Origin of the sequence: Nonomuraea sp. NPDC049269 (assembly GCF_043197155.1) — a bacterium.
Classification (GTDB): domain Bacteria; phylum Actinomycetota; class Actinomycetes; order Streptosporangiales; family Streptosporangiaceae; genus Nonomuraea.
In genome coordinates this window covers 133,665-149,264 of the sequence record NZ_JBICSO010000016.1, presented here as the reverse complement: position 1 = coordinate 149,264, position 15,600 = coordinate 133,665, and the positions used below count along the sequence as shown (strand labels likewise).

General features: G+C 72.0%; 14 protein-coding genes. 8 read left to right on the top strand and 6 right to left on the bottom strand.

Annotated elements, in window-relative coordinates; translation table 11 throughout:
- Nucleotides 1-60 precede the first annotated feature (60 nt).
- Both ACGFNP_RS58725 and ACGFNP_RS58720 read left to right on the top strand, forming a co-directional pair.
- Nucleotides 61-717 carry a type 1 glutamine amidotransferase domain-containing protein gene (locus tag ACGFNP_RS58725; RefSeq protein ID WP_393333541.1) on the top strand — a complete coding sequence of 219 codons (657 nt, stop codon included), beginning with the start codon at nucleotides 61-63 and terminating at the stop codon, nucleotides 715-717.
- Between the two features lie 112 nt (nucleotides 718-829).
- Nucleotides 830-1,789: an alpha/beta hydrolase gene (locus ACGFNP_RS58720; RefSeq protein WP_358338749.1), complete on the top strand. Its 960-nt coding sequence runs from the start codon at nucleotides 830-832 to the stop codon at nucleotides 1,787-1,789.
- 42 nt (nucleotides 1,790-1,831) lie between these two features.
- Here the strand turns inward: ACGFNP_RS58720 and ACGFNP_RS58715 are convergent, their stop codons facing one another.
- The gene (locus tag ACGFNP_RS58715) at nucleotides 1,832-2,935 is read right to left on the bottom strand and encodes a helix-turn-helix domain-containing protein (RefSeq protein WP_358338746.1); all 1,104 of its coding nucleotides are present in this window, start codon (nucleotides 2,933-2,935) and stop codon (nucleotides 1,832-1,834) included.
- A 65-nt stretch (nucleotides 2,936-3,000) separates the two neighbouring features.
- Here ACGFNP_RS58715 and ACGFNP_RS58710 point away from each other — a divergent pair, with 65 nt between their 5' ends.
- Genes ACGFNP_RS58710 through ACGFNP_RS58700 form a run of 3 tightly spaced genes read left to right on the top strand, consistent with a single transcriptional unit; the run spans nucleotide 3,001 to nucleotide 5,893 of the window.
- Nucleotides 3,001-4,104, top strand: a complete 1,104-nt coding sequence (locus ACGFNP_RS58710; protein ID WP_393333536.1) for an acyl-CoA dehydrogenase family protein — start codon at nucleotides 3,001-3,003, stop codon at nucleotides 4,102-4,104.
- Nucleotides 4,101-5,063 (top strand): acyl-CoA dehydrogenase family protein, encoded by a 963-nt coding sequence (locus tag ACGFNP_RS58705; RefSeq protein WP_393333533.1) that lies wholly within the window; start codon nucleotides 4,101-4,103, stop codon nucleotides 5,061-5,063. Before ACGFNP_RS58710 ends, ACGFNP_RS58705 begins: the two co-directional genes overlap by 4 nt.
- Nucleotides 5,060-5,893 carry a TIGR03619 family F420-dependent LLM class oxidoreductase gene (locus ACGFNP_RS58700; protein ID WP_358338738.1) on the top strand — a complete coding sequence of 278 codons (834 nt, stop codon included), beginning with the start codon at nucleotides 5,060-5,062 and terminating at the stop codon, nucleotides 5,891-5,893. The genes ACGFNP_RS58705 and ACGFNP_RS58700 overlap by 4 nt, the downstream gene beginning before the upstream one ends.
- A 153-nt stretch (nucleotides 5,894-6,046) precedes the next feature.
- Here the strand turns inward: ACGFNP_RS58700 and ACGFNP_RS58695 are convergent, their stop codons facing one another.
- Nucleotides 6,047-6,691, bottom strand: a complete 645-nt coding sequence (locus tag ACGFNP_RS58695) for a TetR/AcrR family transcriptional regulator (RefSeq protein ID WP_393333529.1) — start codon at nucleotides 6,689-6,691, stop codon at nucleotides 6,047-6,049.
- An 89-nt stretch (nucleotides 6,692-6,780) separates the two neighbouring features.
- Between ACGFNP_RS58695 and ACGFNP_RS58690 the strand changes: the two genes are divergently transcribed.
- Nucleotides 6,781-7,440 (top strand): hypothetical protein, encoded by a 660-nt coding sequence (locus ACGFNP_RS58690; RefSeq protein ID WP_393333526.1) that lies wholly within the window; start codon nucleotides 6,781-6,783, stop codon nucleotides 7,438-7,440.
- Nucleotides 7,441-7,676: 236 nt separating this feature from the next.
- Here the strand turns inward: ACGFNP_RS58690 and ACGFNP_RS58685 are convergent, their stop codons facing one another.
- Nucleotides 7,677-8,573, bottom strand: a complete 897-nt coding sequence (locus ACGFNP_RS58685) for an NAD(P)H-binding protein (protein WP_393333523.1) — start codon at nucleotides 8,571-8,573, stop codon at nucleotides 7,677-7,679.
- A gap of 62 nt (nucleotides 8,574-8,635) precedes the next feature.
- On the opposite strand from ACGFNP_RS58685, the gene ACGFNP_RS58680 reads away from it, so the two are divergent.
- A complete protein-coding gene (locus tag ACGFNP_RS58680; protein ID WP_393333521.1) occupies nucleotides 8,636-9,361 on the top strand; it encodes a helix-turn-helix transcriptional regulator in 726 nt (241 codons plus the stop codon).
- 214 nt (nucleotides 9,362-9,575) lie between these two features.
- On the opposite strand, the gene ACGFNP_RS58675 is transcribed toward ACGFNP_RS58680, so the two are convergent.
- Nucleotides 9,576-11,705, bottom strand: a complete 2,130-nt coding sequence (locus ACGFNP_RS58675) for a CHAP domain-containing protein (protein ID WP_393333519.1) — start codon at nucleotides 11,703-11,705, stop codon at nucleotides 9,576-9,578.
- Between the two features lie 299 nt (nucleotides 11,706-12,004).
- Between ACGFNP_RS58675 and ACGFNP_RS58670 the strand changes: the two genes are divergently transcribed.
- On the top strand, nucleotides 12,005-12,646 hold the full coding sequence (locus ACGFNP_RS58670) for a PaaI family thioesterase (protein ID WP_393333516.1): 642 nt from the start codon (nucleotides 12,005-12,007) through the stop codon (nucleotides 12,644-12,646).
- 27 nt (nucleotides 12,647-12,673) lie between these two features.
- Here the strand turns inward: ACGFNP_RS58670 and ACGFNP_RS58665 are convergent, their stop codons facing one another.
- Together ACGFNP_RS58665 and ACGFNP_RS58660 are read right to left on the bottom strand one after the other, a co-directional pair.
- Nucleotides 12,674-13,423 carry a glucose 1-dehydrogenase gene (locus tag ACGFNP_RS58665; protein ID WP_358338716.1) on the bottom strand — a complete coding sequence of 250 codons (750 nt, stop codon included), beginning with the start codon at nucleotides 13,421-13,423 and terminating at the stop codon, nucleotides 12,674-12,676.
- A complete protein-coding gene (locus tag ACGFNP_RS58660; protein WP_393333512.1) occupies nucleotides 13,410-15,599 on the bottom strand; it encodes an acetate--CoA ligase family protein in 2,190 nt (729 codons plus the stop codon). The genes ACGFNP_RS58665 and ACGFNP_RS58660 overlap by 14 nt, the downstream gene beginning before the upstream one ends.
- Between the last annotated feature and the right edge of the window lies 1 nt (nucleotide 15,600).

Here is a 15,600-nt window from a genome sequence, read left to right as displayed (position 1 = left end):
ATGGCTGACTGCTGGATTCGCTATTTGTTGGCTGATGGGTCGGCGGGGCATGCTCAGGACATGACCAAGCGTATTCTGATCGCACTGACCAGCCATGACGACCTCGGCGGAGTCAGGAAGACCGGCTACTACGTGCCCGAGGCGGCCCATCCCTGGGACATCTTCCGGCGGGCCGGGTTCGAGGTCGAGGTGGCGAGTGTGGGCGGCGGCCGGACGCCCGAGGACGGGTACGACCCGGCCGACCCCGTCCAGACCGCCTTCCTGACCGACCTCGAAGGGCGGGCCGTCCCGCGGCTGGCCGACCTCGACGCCACGGCGTACGACGCGGTGTTCTACGCCGGAGGGCACGGCACCATGTGGGACTTCCCCGACGACCCGGACGTGGCCCGGCTCGGGCGGGAGGTGTACGAGCGCGGCGGTGTCGTCGCGGCCGTCTGCCACGGCCCGGCGGCGCTGGTGAACCTCACGCTCTCCGACGGCTCGCACCTCGTGTCGGGCAAGCGGGTGGCGGGGTTCACCAACAGCGAGGAGAACGCGGCGGGCGTGGCGGACGTGGTGCCGTTCCTGCTGGCCGACGCGCTGCGGGCGCGCGGCGCTCGGCACGAGGGCGTGGCTGACTTCGAGCCGCACGTCGTCGTGGACGGCCGCCTCGCCACCGGCCAGAACCCGGCCAGCGCCGCCCCGCTCGCGCAACGCGTCGTCGAGCTGCTGAGCTGACGGGTTGGCGGGTGAACGGGGGTCAAACGCCGCCGGATGGCGGTTGTCCGGCGGCGGCCGGGATCTGATCATCGAGGGGTAGGGTCAAGCATCCCGTGGAAGGGGAAGCGACATGGCAACACACCCCAATCTGGATCCCGAACTCCGTGCCGGGCTCGGCCAGATGATGACGATGCCGGATGCCCAGCTGTCTCGGGAGAGCCTCCCCGGACATCGGGCCCAGATCAACGCCATGTTGGCGGCCGCGCCCACGCCGGAGACCGACGTCACGATCGAGAATCGCCACGTACCGGGGCCCGAGGGCGCACCTGACGTCCGGCTACGGATCTACCGTCCGGCCGGGGCCGAGACGGACCGGCCGGGGCTGTACTGGATCCACGGCGGCGGCATGATCATCGGTATCCCGGAGATCGACGACGCCATGATGATCGAGTACGCCGAGCAGCTCGGCGTTGTGATCGTCTCCGTGGACTACCGGCTCGCCCCCGAACACCCGCATCCCGCGCCGGTCGAGGACTGCTACGCCGGACTGCTGTGGACCGCCAAGAACGCCGGCGAGCTCGGCCTCGACCCCGCCAGGCTGGCCGTGGGCGGCGCGAGCGCGGGCGGCGGGCTGGCCGCGGCGACCGTGCTGCTCGCCCGCGACCGGGGCGGGCCCGAGGTCTCCTTCCAGCTGCTCGTCTGCCCGATGCTCGACGACCGCAACATCACCCCGTCCAGCCACGAGTTCGCCGAGGCCGTGATCTGGGACCGGGCCGCGAACCTGTTCGGCTGGACCGCCCTGCTCGGCGACCGGATCGGCGCCGACGACGTCTCGCCCTACGCCGCGCCGGCCCGGGCCACCGACCTGGCGGGGCTGCCTCCGTCGTTCATCGACGTGGGGGAGCTGGAGGTGTTCAGGGATGAATGCATCGAGTACGCGCGGCGGCTCGTGCAGGCCGGGGTGTCGACCGAGTTCCACCTTTATCCCGGGGCCTTCCACGGGTTCGACGGGCTGGTTCCCGACACCGAGCTGAGCCGCAGGGCCAGGGCGAACCGGCTGGCGGGACTCAAGCGAGCGTTCCGCGTCTGACGCGCGGGCCCGGTGCTCCGCCGCTGAGAGCGTCGCGCGTGGTCAGGCGGGTGATCCGCCATTGGCGCGCAGGCGTACCAGGGCCAGGGCCAGGTGGGCGCGGAGCCGTCCGGCGGAGTCGGCGAGTGAGAAGCCCAGGACCGACTCCGCCCGCGCGATCCGCGCGGCCATCGAGCTGTGGTGCAGGTGCAGGACGGTGGCGGCCCGACGCACCGAACCCTCGGCGCAGAGCGCCCGCACGGCCGACCGGCCCTCGCCGCCGAGCCGCTCCATCGACCGTACGTCGGCCAGCTCGGCGATCGCCGCGTCGGGCACGTCGGCGTAGAGGGCCAGCGCGCCCAGCTCGGTCCAGCGCACCACGCGGTCGTGCGGTCCGGTGAAGCGCAGCGCGGTACGCGCGCCCGCCCACGACTCGGCCACCCGCGAACCGGGCAGCTCGGGGCCGATGCCGATCCGCGATGAAATGGGCAGCTCGGGGCCGATGCCGACCCGCACGGAGCCGGGCAACCGGGGCAGCGCGGTGGCCACCAGAACCGCCTCCGTGTCGCCGATCCGGGCCGCGCGGACGTGGTGCCCCATCGTCCGTACCCCGGGCACCAGGGCGAAGCCCTCGTCCGCGGGGATCGCGATGGCCAGCGCCTGTAGCGGCGTCGCGGGGTCGAACCCCAGCAGCCGCAGCGCCCGCGCCCGCTCCGCCTCGCCGGTCTCCGCCGACAGCGCCAGCTCCACCAGCGCCGGGTCCCGGCCTTCGCGGGCCAGTGCTACGGCGCGTTCCAGCGTGACCTCGGCCGCGGCCGCGAACCGTTCGAGGACGATCTCGTCCAGCCCGTGCGGGGTTCCGTCACGCTCCATCCAGACCGCGCCGAGCCCGGACGCCAACTCCCTGACCACCTTGAGCGCAGCGTCGCCCTCCGGATGGTGGTCGGTGTCCGGGTGGTCGACGGAGCCGTCGGGGAACGTGCGGGTGCGCCGGCCGGTGGCCGCGTCGAGCAGGCCCACCGGGCACTGGGTCAGCCGCGCGGTCGCCGAGAGCAGCACCGGGACGCTCACATGGTCGCGTACCAGCGAGTCGAAGTAGGCGATGACGCGCACCGCGCTCTCCGCGTCGGTGTCCAGCGTCGACAGTCGGAGCAGCAGTCCTCGCACCGCTCCAGCGTATGTCCGAGAACAGCCACCTGGCGAGGCGACCAAGCATACGCTAGGTTGGTCTTGTGGATCTCGACTTCTCCGCGGCCGAGCAGGACTTCCGTGCCGAGGTTCGGGACTGGCTCGCCCGTCACGTACCCGATGGGCTGCCGTCGATGGACACCCCCGAAGGCTTCGAGGCGCATCGCGCGTGGGAGGCGCTGCTCGCCTCCGCGCGGCTGTCCGCCGTCTCCTGGCCCGAGGAGTACGGCGGACGGAACGCCTCGCTGATCGAGTGGCTGATCTTCGAGGAGGAGTACTGGGCCGCGGGCGCCCCCGGCCGGGTCACCCAGAACGGCGTCTTCCTGCTGGCCCCGACCCTGATGGCGTACGGCACGGAGGAGCAGCGGCGGCGCTGGCTGCCCGGGATGGCCAGGGCCGACGAGGTATGGGCGCAGGCCTGGTCGGAGCCGGAGGCGGGCAGTGACCTGGCCGCGCTGAAGTCCCGGGCGACCCGGGTGGACGGCGGCTGGCGGCTTTCCGGGCAGAAGACGTGGAGCTCCCGCGCCGCCTACGCCTCGCACGGGTTCGGCCTCTTCCGTACCTCGGACGAGGGCAGGCACCGGGGGCTGACGTACTTCATGTTCCCGCTCGACGAGGTGACGGTCCGGCCGATCGCGCAGCTCGACGGGCTGCCCGGGTTCGCCGAGCTGTTCTTCGACGGCGTCTTCGTGCCCGACTCGATGGTGCTCGGCGCCCCCGGCGAGGGCTGGCGGATCGCGATGGCCACCACCTCCTCCGAACGCGGCCTCGCCCTGCGCAGCCCCGGCCGCTTCCTGGCCACCGCCGACCGGCTCGTCCACCTGGCCCGCGACGCGAGCCCCGAACTCGCCGACCGGGCGGCCCGCTGCTGGACCGACGCCGAGGCGTACCGCCTGCACACCTTCGCCACCGCCCACCGGCTCATGTCGGGCGCCGAGATCGGCTCCGCGGCCAGCATGGGCAAGGTCTTCTGGTCCGAGCTGGACCTGCGGATGCACACCCTGGCCATGGAGCTGCTCGGCGAACGGGCGGGGGAGACGCCGTGGCTCGACGGGTTCCTGTTCGCGCTGGCGGGGCCCATCTACGCGGGCACGAACGAGATCCAGCGCAACATCATCGCCGAGCGAGTTCTGGGGCTGCCCCGATGACCTTCGCCTTCACCGACGAGCAACTGGCCCTCGCGGAGACCGTACGGGATGTGCTGCGCGCCCACTGCCCGCCCGCCGCGCTGCGCTCCGAACGCCGCCCGGCCTGGGAACAACTGGCCGGGATCGGGTTCTTCGGGCTGCTCCTGCCGCCGGACGCCGACGGGCTCGGGCTCCGCCTGGTGGACGCGGTGGCCGCGCTGGAGGAGACCGGGCGGGCCTGCCTGCCCGGTCCGGTCGTGGAGACCGCCGTGGCGGCGCCGTACCTGCTGGACGACGTCGCCAAGCTCGCCTCCGGGTCGGTCTGCGTGAGCGTGCTGCTGCCCGGCCAGGCGTACGCTCCCGACGCCGACCTGGCCGACCTGCTCGTGGTCGCGCGCGCCGACGGCCTGCACCTGGTCTCCAGGGAGTCCGTACGGCTGGCGTCCCGGCCCGGTGCCGATCCGTGCCGGAGGCTGTTCGACGTCTCCTTCGACGACTCCGTACGGCTGGACCGCTCGTATGTCCCGGCCCTGCGACGGGCCACTGTGGCGACGGCGGCGCAGCTCATCGGGGTGGCCAGGCACCTGCTGGCGGTCACCGTGGCGCACGCCGGGGTCAGGACCCAGTTCGGGGCGGCCATCGGGTCTTTCCAGGCGGTCAAGCACCAGCTGGCCGACGTGGCCATCGCGCTGGACTTCGCCGCCCCACTCGTCTACCGCGCTGCCCTGTCGGTGGATCGGCCGGTGCCGACCGTGGACCGGGACGTCAGTGCCGCCAAGGCCGCCGCCGGTGAGACGGCCGCGCTGGCGGCCCGGGTGGCGTTGCAGGTGCACGGCGCCATCGGTTACACCGAGGAGCTGGATCTGCGGTTCTGGCTGGCGCGGGCCTGGTCGCTGTCGGCCGCGTACGGCGGCTCTGCCGTACATCGGGCCCGGGTGCGGACATCGGTGATCGGCGGCGATCTGAGGCGGTACCCGTGAGGTTCGGCGTCCCGCTCGGCCTGATTCACCCGGCCGCGTGGAAGGACGTGGCGGTGGCCGCCGACGAGCTGGGCTTCGAGTCCGTGTGGCTGCCCGAGCACCTCGTGTTCAGCACCGACCTGTCGACGGCCCTCTACCCGGGCACCTCCGAGCCGGGCATCAAGCCGTCCACGCCGCTGTTCGACGCGCCCGCGTACCTGTGCTGGCTGGCCGCGCTGACCTCCAGGATCAGACTCGGCACGGCCGTGCACCTCTTCGCACTGCGCCACCCGTTCGTGTCGGCCCGCGCCTTCGCCACACTCGACGTGGTGTCGTCGGGCCGGGCCATCTGCGGGGTGGGGGCGGGCTGGTATCGGGGGGAATGGGACGCGGCCGGCATCCCCTTCGCCTCGCGCGGCGCACGGCTGGACGAGGCCATCGAGGTGGCCAGGCGGCTGTGGAGCTCGCCGGTGGTCGCGCATTCCGGGCGGTTCTACTCATTTCCCGAGGTGGCGTTCGAGCCCAAGCCCGTACAGCACCGCCTGCCGATCCTCTGCGGCGGCGAATCACCCGCCGCGCTGCGCCGGGCCGCGTCGCTGTGTGACGGGTGGATCAGCATGCCGCACACGCTGGAGTCGATCAGACCGCAACTGGGCCGGCTGGCGGCGCTGCGGGGGGAGAGGCGCTGCTCGGTGACGGCCCACGCGTACTCGCTGGCGTCGCCGGACGAGGTGGCGGACTGGGCTGGGCTGGGAGTGGACCGGCTGATCGTCCGACCGTGGACACGCAGCCGCGACGCGGTCTCCTGCCTGGCCGCCTTCGCCGCGGACTACGGGGTCACGTCGCGCTAGCTTCGGTACGGGCCATGGCGTCGAGAGCACGGTGCCGCGTCGGCTTGGCCACCGGAGCCAGGACCGGCAGTACGCCGGCAACGGGCCGCGAGGTCGTGACGTGGTCGAATTGATCGCTGGGGTTGCGCCCGAATCCGCTGCGGCCGGCGCTGATCACGCCGGCGGCTCGGGCTCCTGGGCGATGAGGGTCTCGATGGCCGTGCAGATCAGGTGGATGCTTCGGTGGAACTTCTCGTCCTGGCCGTGCCTGGGGGCTTCCTCGAAGGTCAGGGGAAAGCGGGTGCGCAGGTCGGCGTAGCGCTCCGGGGTGATGGCGGGGGCCTGGGACTCGCTCTGTTCCTGGAGGGCGAATCCGGTGATGTGGCTCAGGAGGGTGTCGGCGGCTGTGACGAGGTGCGGGCGGGGGACGCCGGCGTCCAGGAGAGTCCGCAGAAGGCGCTCCATGAGGGACAGACCCCCGGTGCTGAGCATCTTGGGGCTGTCGGCCAGGAGGATGGCGCCGCCGGGGTGCTCGTGGAGGCTCTGGCGGAGGGTGGCGGCCTGGACCTCGACCTCCTCCCGCCAGGTGGACTCGGGCGGAAGGGTCGCCAGGGCGGCCGTGGCGGCGTCGTAGGCCTGCAGGCATACGCGGTCGGCCATCATCGCCAGCAGGTCGTTCTTGCTCTTGACGTGGTAGTAAAGGCTGCCGGCAGTGGAGTCGAGGCGCACGGCCACCTGGCGCATGGACAGGCCGTGGTAGCCGACCTCGGCGAACGTGGCCATCCCCGCGTCGACGATCCGCTCCTGGGTGAGCTTCATGGCCCTACCGTAGCGCATTTTGAACACCGTTAGAATCCTGTGCTAGCCTCGCCCTGGCGGTTTCGAACGGTGTTTGAAAGGGGCCTGCCATGAGTGAGTTGCTGTTCTTCGCCACCACGGCCGCGCTGATGGTGATGATGATCAACAGCGGGCTGGCACTGGGACCGGCGCGTGGCCGGCCCGTCCCCTGGGTCGCGGTGGGGCTGACGGCGCTGGCCGTGGGCGGGGTGGTGATCCAGCTGGTGTGGTCCGGGGCGATGGACGCGCTCGACAATGACCCCGCCAAGACCGGGTGGTGGCGGGTCGTGACCTCGGTCTTCATGCAGAACGGCGGCGTCGCCGGAGCCGTGTGGAACATCGCGACGCTCGCCATCGTGGCTGCCTTGGCGCAGTGGTTCTGGGGCGGGCCGCTGACGGTGGCGCTGTTCGCGGGCGGGATCTTCCTGCCGGAGTGGGCCGACGCGCTCCTCGGGATGGGCGGCCCCAGCACCGATCCGCGTAATTTCGCCGGCAGCTCGGGGGCCACCTACTTCCTGGGGGCGACCTTGGCGACGGCCCTGTTGCTGCGGACCCGGCTCTTGAAGGAGCGGCTGCTCGCGGTCGGTGTGCCGCTGCTGGGGTTAGTGATGTGGTTCGCGCAGAGCAACGGGCACGGGCTGGTGGCGGCGTACGGGTTCGTCACCGGCTTCCTGGCGTGGGTCGCGTGGCGAGCGATCGCGACTCGCCGGGAGTCGGCCTATCGCAGATAGTGAGCCACTATCTGCGATAGGCCGGAACGCTTCGCTCGGCCGCCCGGTGGTCACCCGGGACGCGCCAGAGGCGAGCGCCCGGGGTGCCTGCGTCCAGGCTGCCGCGATGCTCTCCGCTTCCGGCATCAAGGACGTGCGCGACGCGTGGTGCCCGCCGCCCGTGGCTACGCCTGGAGAAGGCCCTCGCTGCCATCTTTGTCACCAATCCCAGAATGATGCGCACGGTCGGGCACGTGTCACCCGGTCGCGTCGAGGGTGGGACGGAGCTCAGCCCAGGCCCATGCTCCGAGTGTCGTGTCGGTCGTGGTCACGGGGGTCCGCGGCTGCTCGGGGACGAATCCCTCGCGCAATCCGGTCGACATGCCCATGATGCCCTCGACCTGCGCCGGGGACATGCCGGCGTCGGCCAGCGTGGCGCGCATGTCGTCGTCGGCAACGCGGTGGGCGGTGACCGTGGGGCCCAGGACGTCGCCGACCACGGCCAGGGCGTCGTCCCAGGACAGGTCCTGTGGTCCGTGCACGGCCTGCACCCGGCGTCCCGACCAGTCGGCGCGCAGCAGCAGGGACGCGGCCACCGCGGCGATGTCAGCCGGAGCGACCCAGGAGAACGGCTTGCCGGTGGGCAGGACCACGGCCACGGTGCCCGAGCGGATGCCCTCGAGCTCGAACAGCAGATTACTGAAGAAGTAGCCGCATCGCAGGTGGGTGACGGCGAGGTCGGCGTGCTTGGCGACGACCCGGTCCAGCGTCTCCTCGACGCGGGCCAGTCCGTCGATCTCACCGGCACCCTCGCGGAGCTCCGCTCCGACGCTGCTCTGCAGGACGGTGCGGGGGATGCGGTTCTCGGTGATCGCGGCGGCGACGATCTCGCCGACCTCGGCGTACGCCGCGACGGGGTCGTCGGCCTCGCCGGGCGGCACGACCAGGAACAGCGCGTCGACGCCACGGGTCGCCTCGGTGACCGCCGCGGCGTCCCGAAGGTCGACCTCGCGGGCGTCGACGAGGTCGCCCCAGGTCGCGCGGGGCTGCTCGGGGTGGCGGCTCAGCAGCCGCGGACGGACACCGGCTCGGACCAGGTGACCGATCAGAAAGCGGCCGACGTTGCCGGACGGTGCTGTGATGGCGATCTCCATGACGTCCACCGTACGGGTAGATGTGGCCGGATCCTGTCCGCGATTGTGGCGACACTGGAGCTATGACCGACTTCGCACCTGTTGACGGCGGTCCCGCCGGACGGACCCTCCGGCTGCTGGAGTTGCTGGCCGCCCGGCCGGACTGGTCGGCTTCCGATCTCGCCGGGCGTCTCGAGGTCAGCACCCGCACCGTGCGTCGCGACGTGGCCCGCCTGCAGAGCCTCGGCTACGCCGTCGAGAGCCGGCCCGGGCCGGGTGGCCACTACGCGCTGCGCCCGGGGCACCGGATGCCGCCGCTGGTCTTCCAGGACGACGAAGTCGTGGCACTGGTCGCGGCCGTGCGTATGGTCGAGGGGATCCTCGCCGGAGACGCCGCGCACCGGGCGCTGGCCAAGTTGTCGCAGGTGCTCCCGCGGCGGCTGCGCACCGTCCTGGACACCGCCGCCGCGGGTAGCGAGAGCGTCGGCGGCGAGCGCGAGAGCGTGGCGCCTTCGACCCTGGCGGTGCTGCTCCGCGCGGCCGATCAGGACCTCGTGCTGCGGTTCGGCTACCGCGACCGGCACGGAGCCGTCAGCCGACGGCGAGTGGAGGCGGTGCGGTGCCTCTACGCCCGCGGACGCTGGTACGTTCTCGCCCACGACCTCGACGCCGACGACTGGCGGGTGTTCCGCCTCGATCGCGTGCGGGAGCCGGAGGCGGGGGAACCGGGGTCCGTCGACCGTGGTCGGCCGGCCGCGGACCTCGCGACCTGGCTCGCCACGGACTTCGGCCGTCGACCCGAGGGCTGAGGGCTCAGGCGGTGGCGGCGGCAGCGGTAATGAGCGCCCGGCCGCCGACACGGACGGTGATGGGCGTGCCAGCGGGGCCGATGAATGTCGTGGCTGTGCGATGATCAGTCACGCTATGTGACTTCGATCATCTCGGCCGAGCCTGGTGAGATCGTCGGACGTCCGGTCTGGCGGCTGATGCCCGCGAGGGCTAGGCGCAAGCCGGGTGCTGGGATCAGGCGCGGTGGCGGCCTCCGCGTGATCCCTTGTGGGTTGTGCGCGGCTGAGGGTGTGCCGGGGGGAGGGCTTGCGTTCGAGAGGTCACGAGCAGCTCGCCGTTCCCGGCCCGCAGTTCGTCGGACCAGGCTCGCAGTTCGTCCATGACAGTGCCTGAGGCGGCCGGCGCCTCATGGCTTTGCCGACGGCGAGTACGGGCAGCGGTGTCGAAGGCATCCGTGCGGGGCGGGACGGCCGACGGGAGACGGTGACGGCGGCCCCGTGACGGCGCGTCCTGGACGAACGCCTCCGCGCCGTGGGCAGCGCCCAGGGGACGATGACGGCGCCCGCGCAGGGGACTGTCCGCGGTGAACGGAGCCGACTCCTCGACAGGGTGCCCGCTGCGGCGGCGCCGCCCGTAGTAGCCGCCCGGCTGCGGGCTCTCCGCCTGCTCGGCGGTGGGCCAGGGCTCGGTCGCGCGCGTGTACGGCGTGCGCGCGTCAGGGTGCTGCGGCGTGGTGTACGAACCGGGCTGCTGGGACGCGGTGCGCGAGCCGGGGTGCTGTGACGCGGTGCGCGAGCCGAAATACTGCGGAGTGGTCTGCGAACCAGGGTGCTGGGACGCGGTGCGAGGCCTGGGACGATGCGGCGCACTGTCACGGCGCGTCGAAGGCGTGCTGTCACGGCGCGCGGACGGCGTGAAGGCGTCGAACCGTGTCGTCGCCGCCACGGGGACGGGCGAGAACGCGTCGAACTCCGTCGTCGCGTCGGGGATCGGCGCCGAGGCCCGCGCCAGCAGGTCGGCGATCGGCTCCAACGGCTTCAACCGCTCCAGGATCGACCGGCTCGCACCGGTCGCCAGACGCGGGTCGGCCACCAGGCGGGGGTCGGTCACGTCGAGGCGCGGCTCGCTCCCGAGCGCGGACGCGACGACCTCGGCAGGGACGGCGAAGTCGAAGTCGGTCGATGCGATGAGCTCGTTCGAGGGGGTGAGCTCGGCTGGGGCGCTGAAGGCGGGGGCGCTCGCGGTGATGAGCTCGGCCGGGGTGGCGACGGCGAGGTCGCTCGCGGTGGTGAGAGCCGGGGTGGTGAGGGCCGGGGTGGCCGTGCGGGCCAGGGCGGGGGCCGTTTCGGTGCGGGCCTTGCGGCGGCGGCGCCGGTGGCCGACGGCGGCCGGGGCAGGGGCGGCGAGGGCGGCCGCGCGGGCCGGCCGTACGCGCATGTTCCTGGTCTTGGCGACGGCGAGCACCGCGAGGGCGGCCACCAGCGCGGAGCCGATCAGCGCGGGAGACGAGAGCGTGGGCAGCGGAGCGGCGGACGACGCGTCGACGATGGTCGGAAGGGGAGCGGGGTTGCTGGTGACCGCGTTGGTGTCGGCGGTGGCCGGCTTGGCGTGCTTGCCCTTCTTGGGCGCCTGTTCGGCGGCCTTCGTGGTGGCCGCGGGCGACGACTTGCGGGTGGCCGTGGGGGCGGGGGAGACGGCCTGCTTGGGGCGGGTGGCGAGTGGGGCCTCGAGGTGTTCGCCCTGCCCGACTCCCTGCCCGATGCGGGGGATCAGGTCGACGAGCGGGGTGCCGTCGGGGAGTTGGAGCTTGCCCACCTCGGTCGTGGAGGTGGAGGTGGAGGCCTGCTCGTTCGCCCGCTGCTGCGCGTCCTGCTCGCCCTCGACCTGCTTCTTGGCGGCCTCGTTCTCCAGGCGGGTCTTGACCTTCTCCGGGTAGCCGTAGCCGACGACCTTGCTGGTGTCACGTTCCTTGCGCTTGGCGACGCCGCCGTCGATGTTGCCCTCGATCGTGAAGATCGTGTCGCCCTCGACCTTGGTCACCAGGCCGACGTGGTCGATGGCGTCGATGTCGTTCGAGCCGCCCCAGTCGTAGAAGACGAAGGCGCCGGGCTGGGGCTTGTGACCCCAGGCGCCGTGCTCCTTGAACCACTCGGCGTGCTGCACCGTCCAGGCGAACTGACCGATCCAGTCCTCGTAGCCGAGCTTGTGCGCGGCCCAGGACAGGTACATGTCACACCAAGGGGCGGAGCTGTAGTCGGCGTCGAACTCGACGTTCTTGCCGTACCAGTGGCCGAACTTGGTGTACGCATCGCCTTTCTCGGAGTAGCCGAGCTGACTCTCGAGCAGGTCGATGAACTTCTTCATCTCTGGCGTCATGGACGTGCGAAGGAACCTTCCGGGCAAGACCGGGTTTATCCACACAGCCCTGGGTACGTGGGACGTATGTAGCAAAACCGGAGGCCTGTCGTCTTCCGTGATGAAGGAGGCTACCGTGGCGAAAGGGCAGGTCAAGCCTGGGTCAAGGTAGCTCCAAAGGTAATGCGCACCAAAACAGCAGGTCAAAAGCTTGCCAGAAATGTCCCGACAAGGACGGTTTGATAGTAAAAGATCTACCTTTGGGTGTCTAGAACGTGTTTTGGTAGAACGTGTTCTAAGATGCTGCAATGACGATCGACGTCGCCGCCGGCGAATCCCGCATCGCCGCCCTGTGCGCCCTGGCCCAGCGGACCAGAGACCTGATGGACGCGGTGCTGGTCACTGACGTCGACGAGGACGAGCTGGTGGCCGTGACCGCCGAGCTGGCCGCCCTGACCGAACGTCTCGAAGCGACCGTCAGCGTGTCATCGCGGCCTTTCGACATCGCGCCGGACGGCACCGTACGCCACCTGGGCAACGCCGCCATCGGCGCCGCCAATCCGTTCGCGGTGCCGCTGGTCGTGGAGCGGGCCACGAGCGGCGGGGTGCGGTCGGAGGTGTCGTTCCGGCCGCTGCACGAGGGGCCGCCCGGCTCCGTGCACGGCGGGATCATCGCGATGGCCCTTGACCACCTGCTGGGACAGGCGGTCGCCGTCGCCGGGCTGGCGGCTATGACCGGCACGCTGACGCTGCGCTACCGGGCGCCCGTGCCGTACGGCCAGCCGGTGGTCGTGACGGCGGAGCACACGCGTACGGAGGGGCGCAAGGCGTGGGCGGACGGCCGGGTATCGCTGCCGGACGGCACGGTGCTGGCCGAGGCGACCGGCCTGTTCATCACCCCGACGGCGTGGCTGGATGGCCCCCCGTCAGCGGTCCGCGCCGGTCAGTAGCCCGCGCCGGTCAGTAGCCTGCGTCCGTCAGTAGCCCGCGCCCGTCAGTAGGCCGCCGTCCACCGTGAACTCGCTGCCCGTGCAGTAGCTGGACCGGTCCGAGGCCAGGAACGCCACCACGTGCGACACCTCCACCGGCTTGGCGAAGCGCTTGATGACCATGCTGCGGAGGAACGCGTCCGCGTCCACCTCGCTCATGATGTCGGGGTCCAGGGCCATCGAGGTGTTGATCGCCCCGGGATGCACCGAGTTGACGCGGATCTTGAAGCGGGCCAGCTCACGGGCGGCCGCCTTGGTGACCCCCCGGATGGCGAACTTGGAGGCCGAGTACGCCGACATCCCCTCGGCGCCGATGAAGCCCTCGATCGAGGAGATGTTCACGATCGAACCGCGCCCGGCGGCCCGCATCGGCTCGATCGCCGACTTGACGCCGAGCCAGGTGCCCTTGAGGTTCACCTCGATCACGCGGTCGAACTCCTCGACCGTCATGTCCATAATGCGACGAAATTTCAGGATCCCAGCGTTGTTGACCAGGACGTCTAACTTGCCGTACATGTCGACGGCGGTCGCGACCGCACGCGCCCACTCCTCCGGGGCGGTGACGTCGTGATGGACGAAGGGCGCGCCCGTCTCCTCGGACAGCGCCTTGCCCTCCTCGTCCAGCACGTCACCGAACACCACGCGCGCCCCTTCCTCCAGGAACAGCCGCACATGCGCCTCGCCCATGCCGCGCGCTCCGCCGGTGATCAGCGCCACCTTGCCGTCAAGCATTCCCATTGCGACCTCCCGCCGCGACGGCCACCGAGGCCGCCTCCATAGATCGGTAGACGGGGATCCCGGCCGCCGCCACGATCGCCCTGACCTCGTCCTCGACACCGGGGGGTGCGCACTCGCCGTTCCTGGTGACCAGCGTGACCCTGGTCCCCGGGAGCGCGTCCTGTGTGGCCGCCAGCGCCCGCGCGTACTCGAACAGCGGTTCGGCCCGCGTCCCGTAGGTGAAGAAGCTCTGTACGTTCACGTGCGCCACCACATCCGGGTACGGACGGTGCCGCACGATCGTCTCGACGGCCCGCCGGACCAGGTCCGGCCCGCTCCGGGGGCCGACGGGCACCTCCAGCGGGTTGGCCAGCGAGGAGCCGGCCCCCAGCCCGAGCCCACGAAGCTCGCCGAGCACTGAGTCGGGCAGCGGCCCAAGCGGCACCCCGGCCCGATCGAAGACATCGGCGGCCAGCACACTCGCCCCGCCACTCGGCCCGATCACCAGCGCCCCGCCACGCGCGCCCACACTCAGAGAACCCACCTCACCACCCGGGACCGCGCCGAGCGAGCCCGCCTGGCCGTCCGAGATCGCGGTCCCGTTGTACGGACCTGTTGTTCGGGTGCCGTGGGCCTGGAAGAAGGCGAGGACGCCGATCAGGTCGTCCTGGGAGGTCACCAGCGTGGCCCCGGTCTGGTCGGCGAGTGCCTGCCAGATCCGCCCGTCGCTCACCAGGCCGCCGGTGTGCGAGGCGGCGGCCCGCTGGCCCTGGGCGCTGCGCCCGCCGACCAGCAGCACCACCGGCATGGGAGCGGCCGCCAGCGCCTCGTACAGCGCCCGCCCGTCACGCGGGTCCTCCAGGTACAGGCCGACGGCCCGCGTCTCGGGGTCGGCCGACAGCCAGCGGAGCAGTTCGGCCGGGGTGACGTCGGCCGCGTTCCCGACGGTGACCACCCGGCTGAACGCCAGCCCCCGCCGCTCGCCGACCTTGATCACCTCTCCGGCCAGCCCGCCGCTCTGCGAGATCAGCGCGACCGTCCCCGCCGGGCCGAGCCCGCCGCCGACGAACGTCTGCCGCCCGCGCGGGCAGTACACGCCCATGCAGTTGGGGCCGAGCAGCCGCGTCCCCGCCGCCCGTGCCGCGGCGACGAGCTCCAGTTCCAGCTCCGGCCGTCCCGCCTCGCCGAACCCGCCGCTCATCACCTGTACGTACGGCACGCCGCTCGCCTGCCGTACGACCTCGGCGCACCGCTCGGCGGGCACCGCCACCAGCGCGTAGTCCACGTCGGCCGCGGCCAGGGAGGGCACGGCGGGCACGCCGCCCACCTCCCGCGCCTCCGGATGCACAGCCACCAGCGGGACACCGGCGGCCTTGTAGAACTCGAGGAACATGTTCCCGAAGTTCGGCCTGCTGGTGGAGGCCCCGACCACGGCCACCGCCCTGGGCTCGAAGAGCGGCCCGAAATCCACCGGCTCCCCGGCCTCTACGAGGAGCTCCCCGGCCTGAGCGCCAAGCTCGGCATCAAGCGCGGCGCTAGCAGCCGGGTCGATGGCCGGGCCGACAGCCGGATCGGCAGTCGGGAGATACCGCGCGTCCACCGCCACAACGCCCGACTCGGTGGCGATGACCGGATTGATCTCGAACTCGCCCAGCTTCAGCCGCTCCCACAACCCGCCGGCCCCGCCGACCGTCATGAGCAGCTTCACCACCGCGTCCACGTCCACCCCGGCACGCCCGCGCAGCCCGTACAGCACCGGAGACCCGCGCAGCGACCCCAGCATCCGCCGCGCGTCCTCCTCGGAGATCGGGCACAGACCCAGCGCCGTGTCCCGCAGCGTCTCGGCCCACACCCCGCCCAGCCCGGCCAGCAGCACGGGCCCGAAACCGGGATCGTGGACCAGCCCGACGATCAGCTCCACGCCGGCGGCGGCCTGCTCCTCGATCAGGAAGCCCTCGGCCCCGGCGACCTCGGCCAGCATCCGCGCGGCCGCGGCCGGGACGTCGGCCCGGCGCAGCCCGAGCACCACGGCGCCGGCCTCGGACTTGTGCACGATCCCGGGCCCGTACGCCTTCAGCACCAGCGGTTCGCGCAGGTCCATGACGGGACCGAAGTCCATCCCGCGCACCACCACCCCGCGCGGCACCGGCACCCCGGCCTCCCGCAGCAGTGCCTTGGCCTCGTGCTCCGCGACCACC

Coding starts and splice junctions, on each gene's coding strand:
- ACGFNP_RS58725 (WP_393333541.1), top strand. CDS start 61: ATGACCAAGCGTATTCTGATCGCACTGACCAGCCATGACGACCTCGGC.
- ACGFNP_RS58720 (WP_358338749.1), top strand. CDS start 830: ATGGCAACACACCCCAATCTGGATCCCGAACTCCGTGCCGGGCTCGGC.
- ACGFNP_RS58705 (WP_393333533.1), top strand. CDS start 4,101: ATGACCTTCGCCTTCACCGACGAGCAACTGGCCCTCGCGGAGACCGTA.
- ACGFNP_RS58695 (WP_393333529.1), bottom strand. CDS start 6,691: ATGAAGCTCACCCAGGAGCGGATCGTCGACGCGGGGATGGCCACGTTC.
- ACGFNP_RS58690 (WP_393333526.1), top strand. CDS start 6,781: ATGAGTGAGTTGCTGTTCTTCGCCACCACGGCCGCGCTGATGGTGATG.
- ACGFNP_RS58685 (WP_393333523.1), bottom strand. CDS start 8,573: ATGGAGATCGCCATCACAGCACCGTCCGGCAACGTCGGCCGCTTTCTG.
- ACGFNP_RS58680 (WP_393333521.1), top strand. CDS start 8,636: ATGACCGACTTCGCACCTGTTGACGGCGGTCCCGCCGGACGGACCCTC.
- ACGFNP_RS58675 (WP_393333519.1), bottom strand. CDS start 11,705: ATGAAGAAGTTCATCGACCTGCTCGAGAGTCAGCTCGGCTACTCCGAG.
- ACGFNP_RS58670 (WP_393333516.1), top strand. CDS start 12,005: ATGACGATCGACGTCGCCGCCGGCGAATCCCGCATCGCCGCCCTGTGC.
- ACGFNP_RS58665 (WP_358338716.1), bottom strand. CDS start 13,423: ATGGGAATGCTTGACGGCAAGGTGGCGCTGATCACCGGCGGAGCGCGC.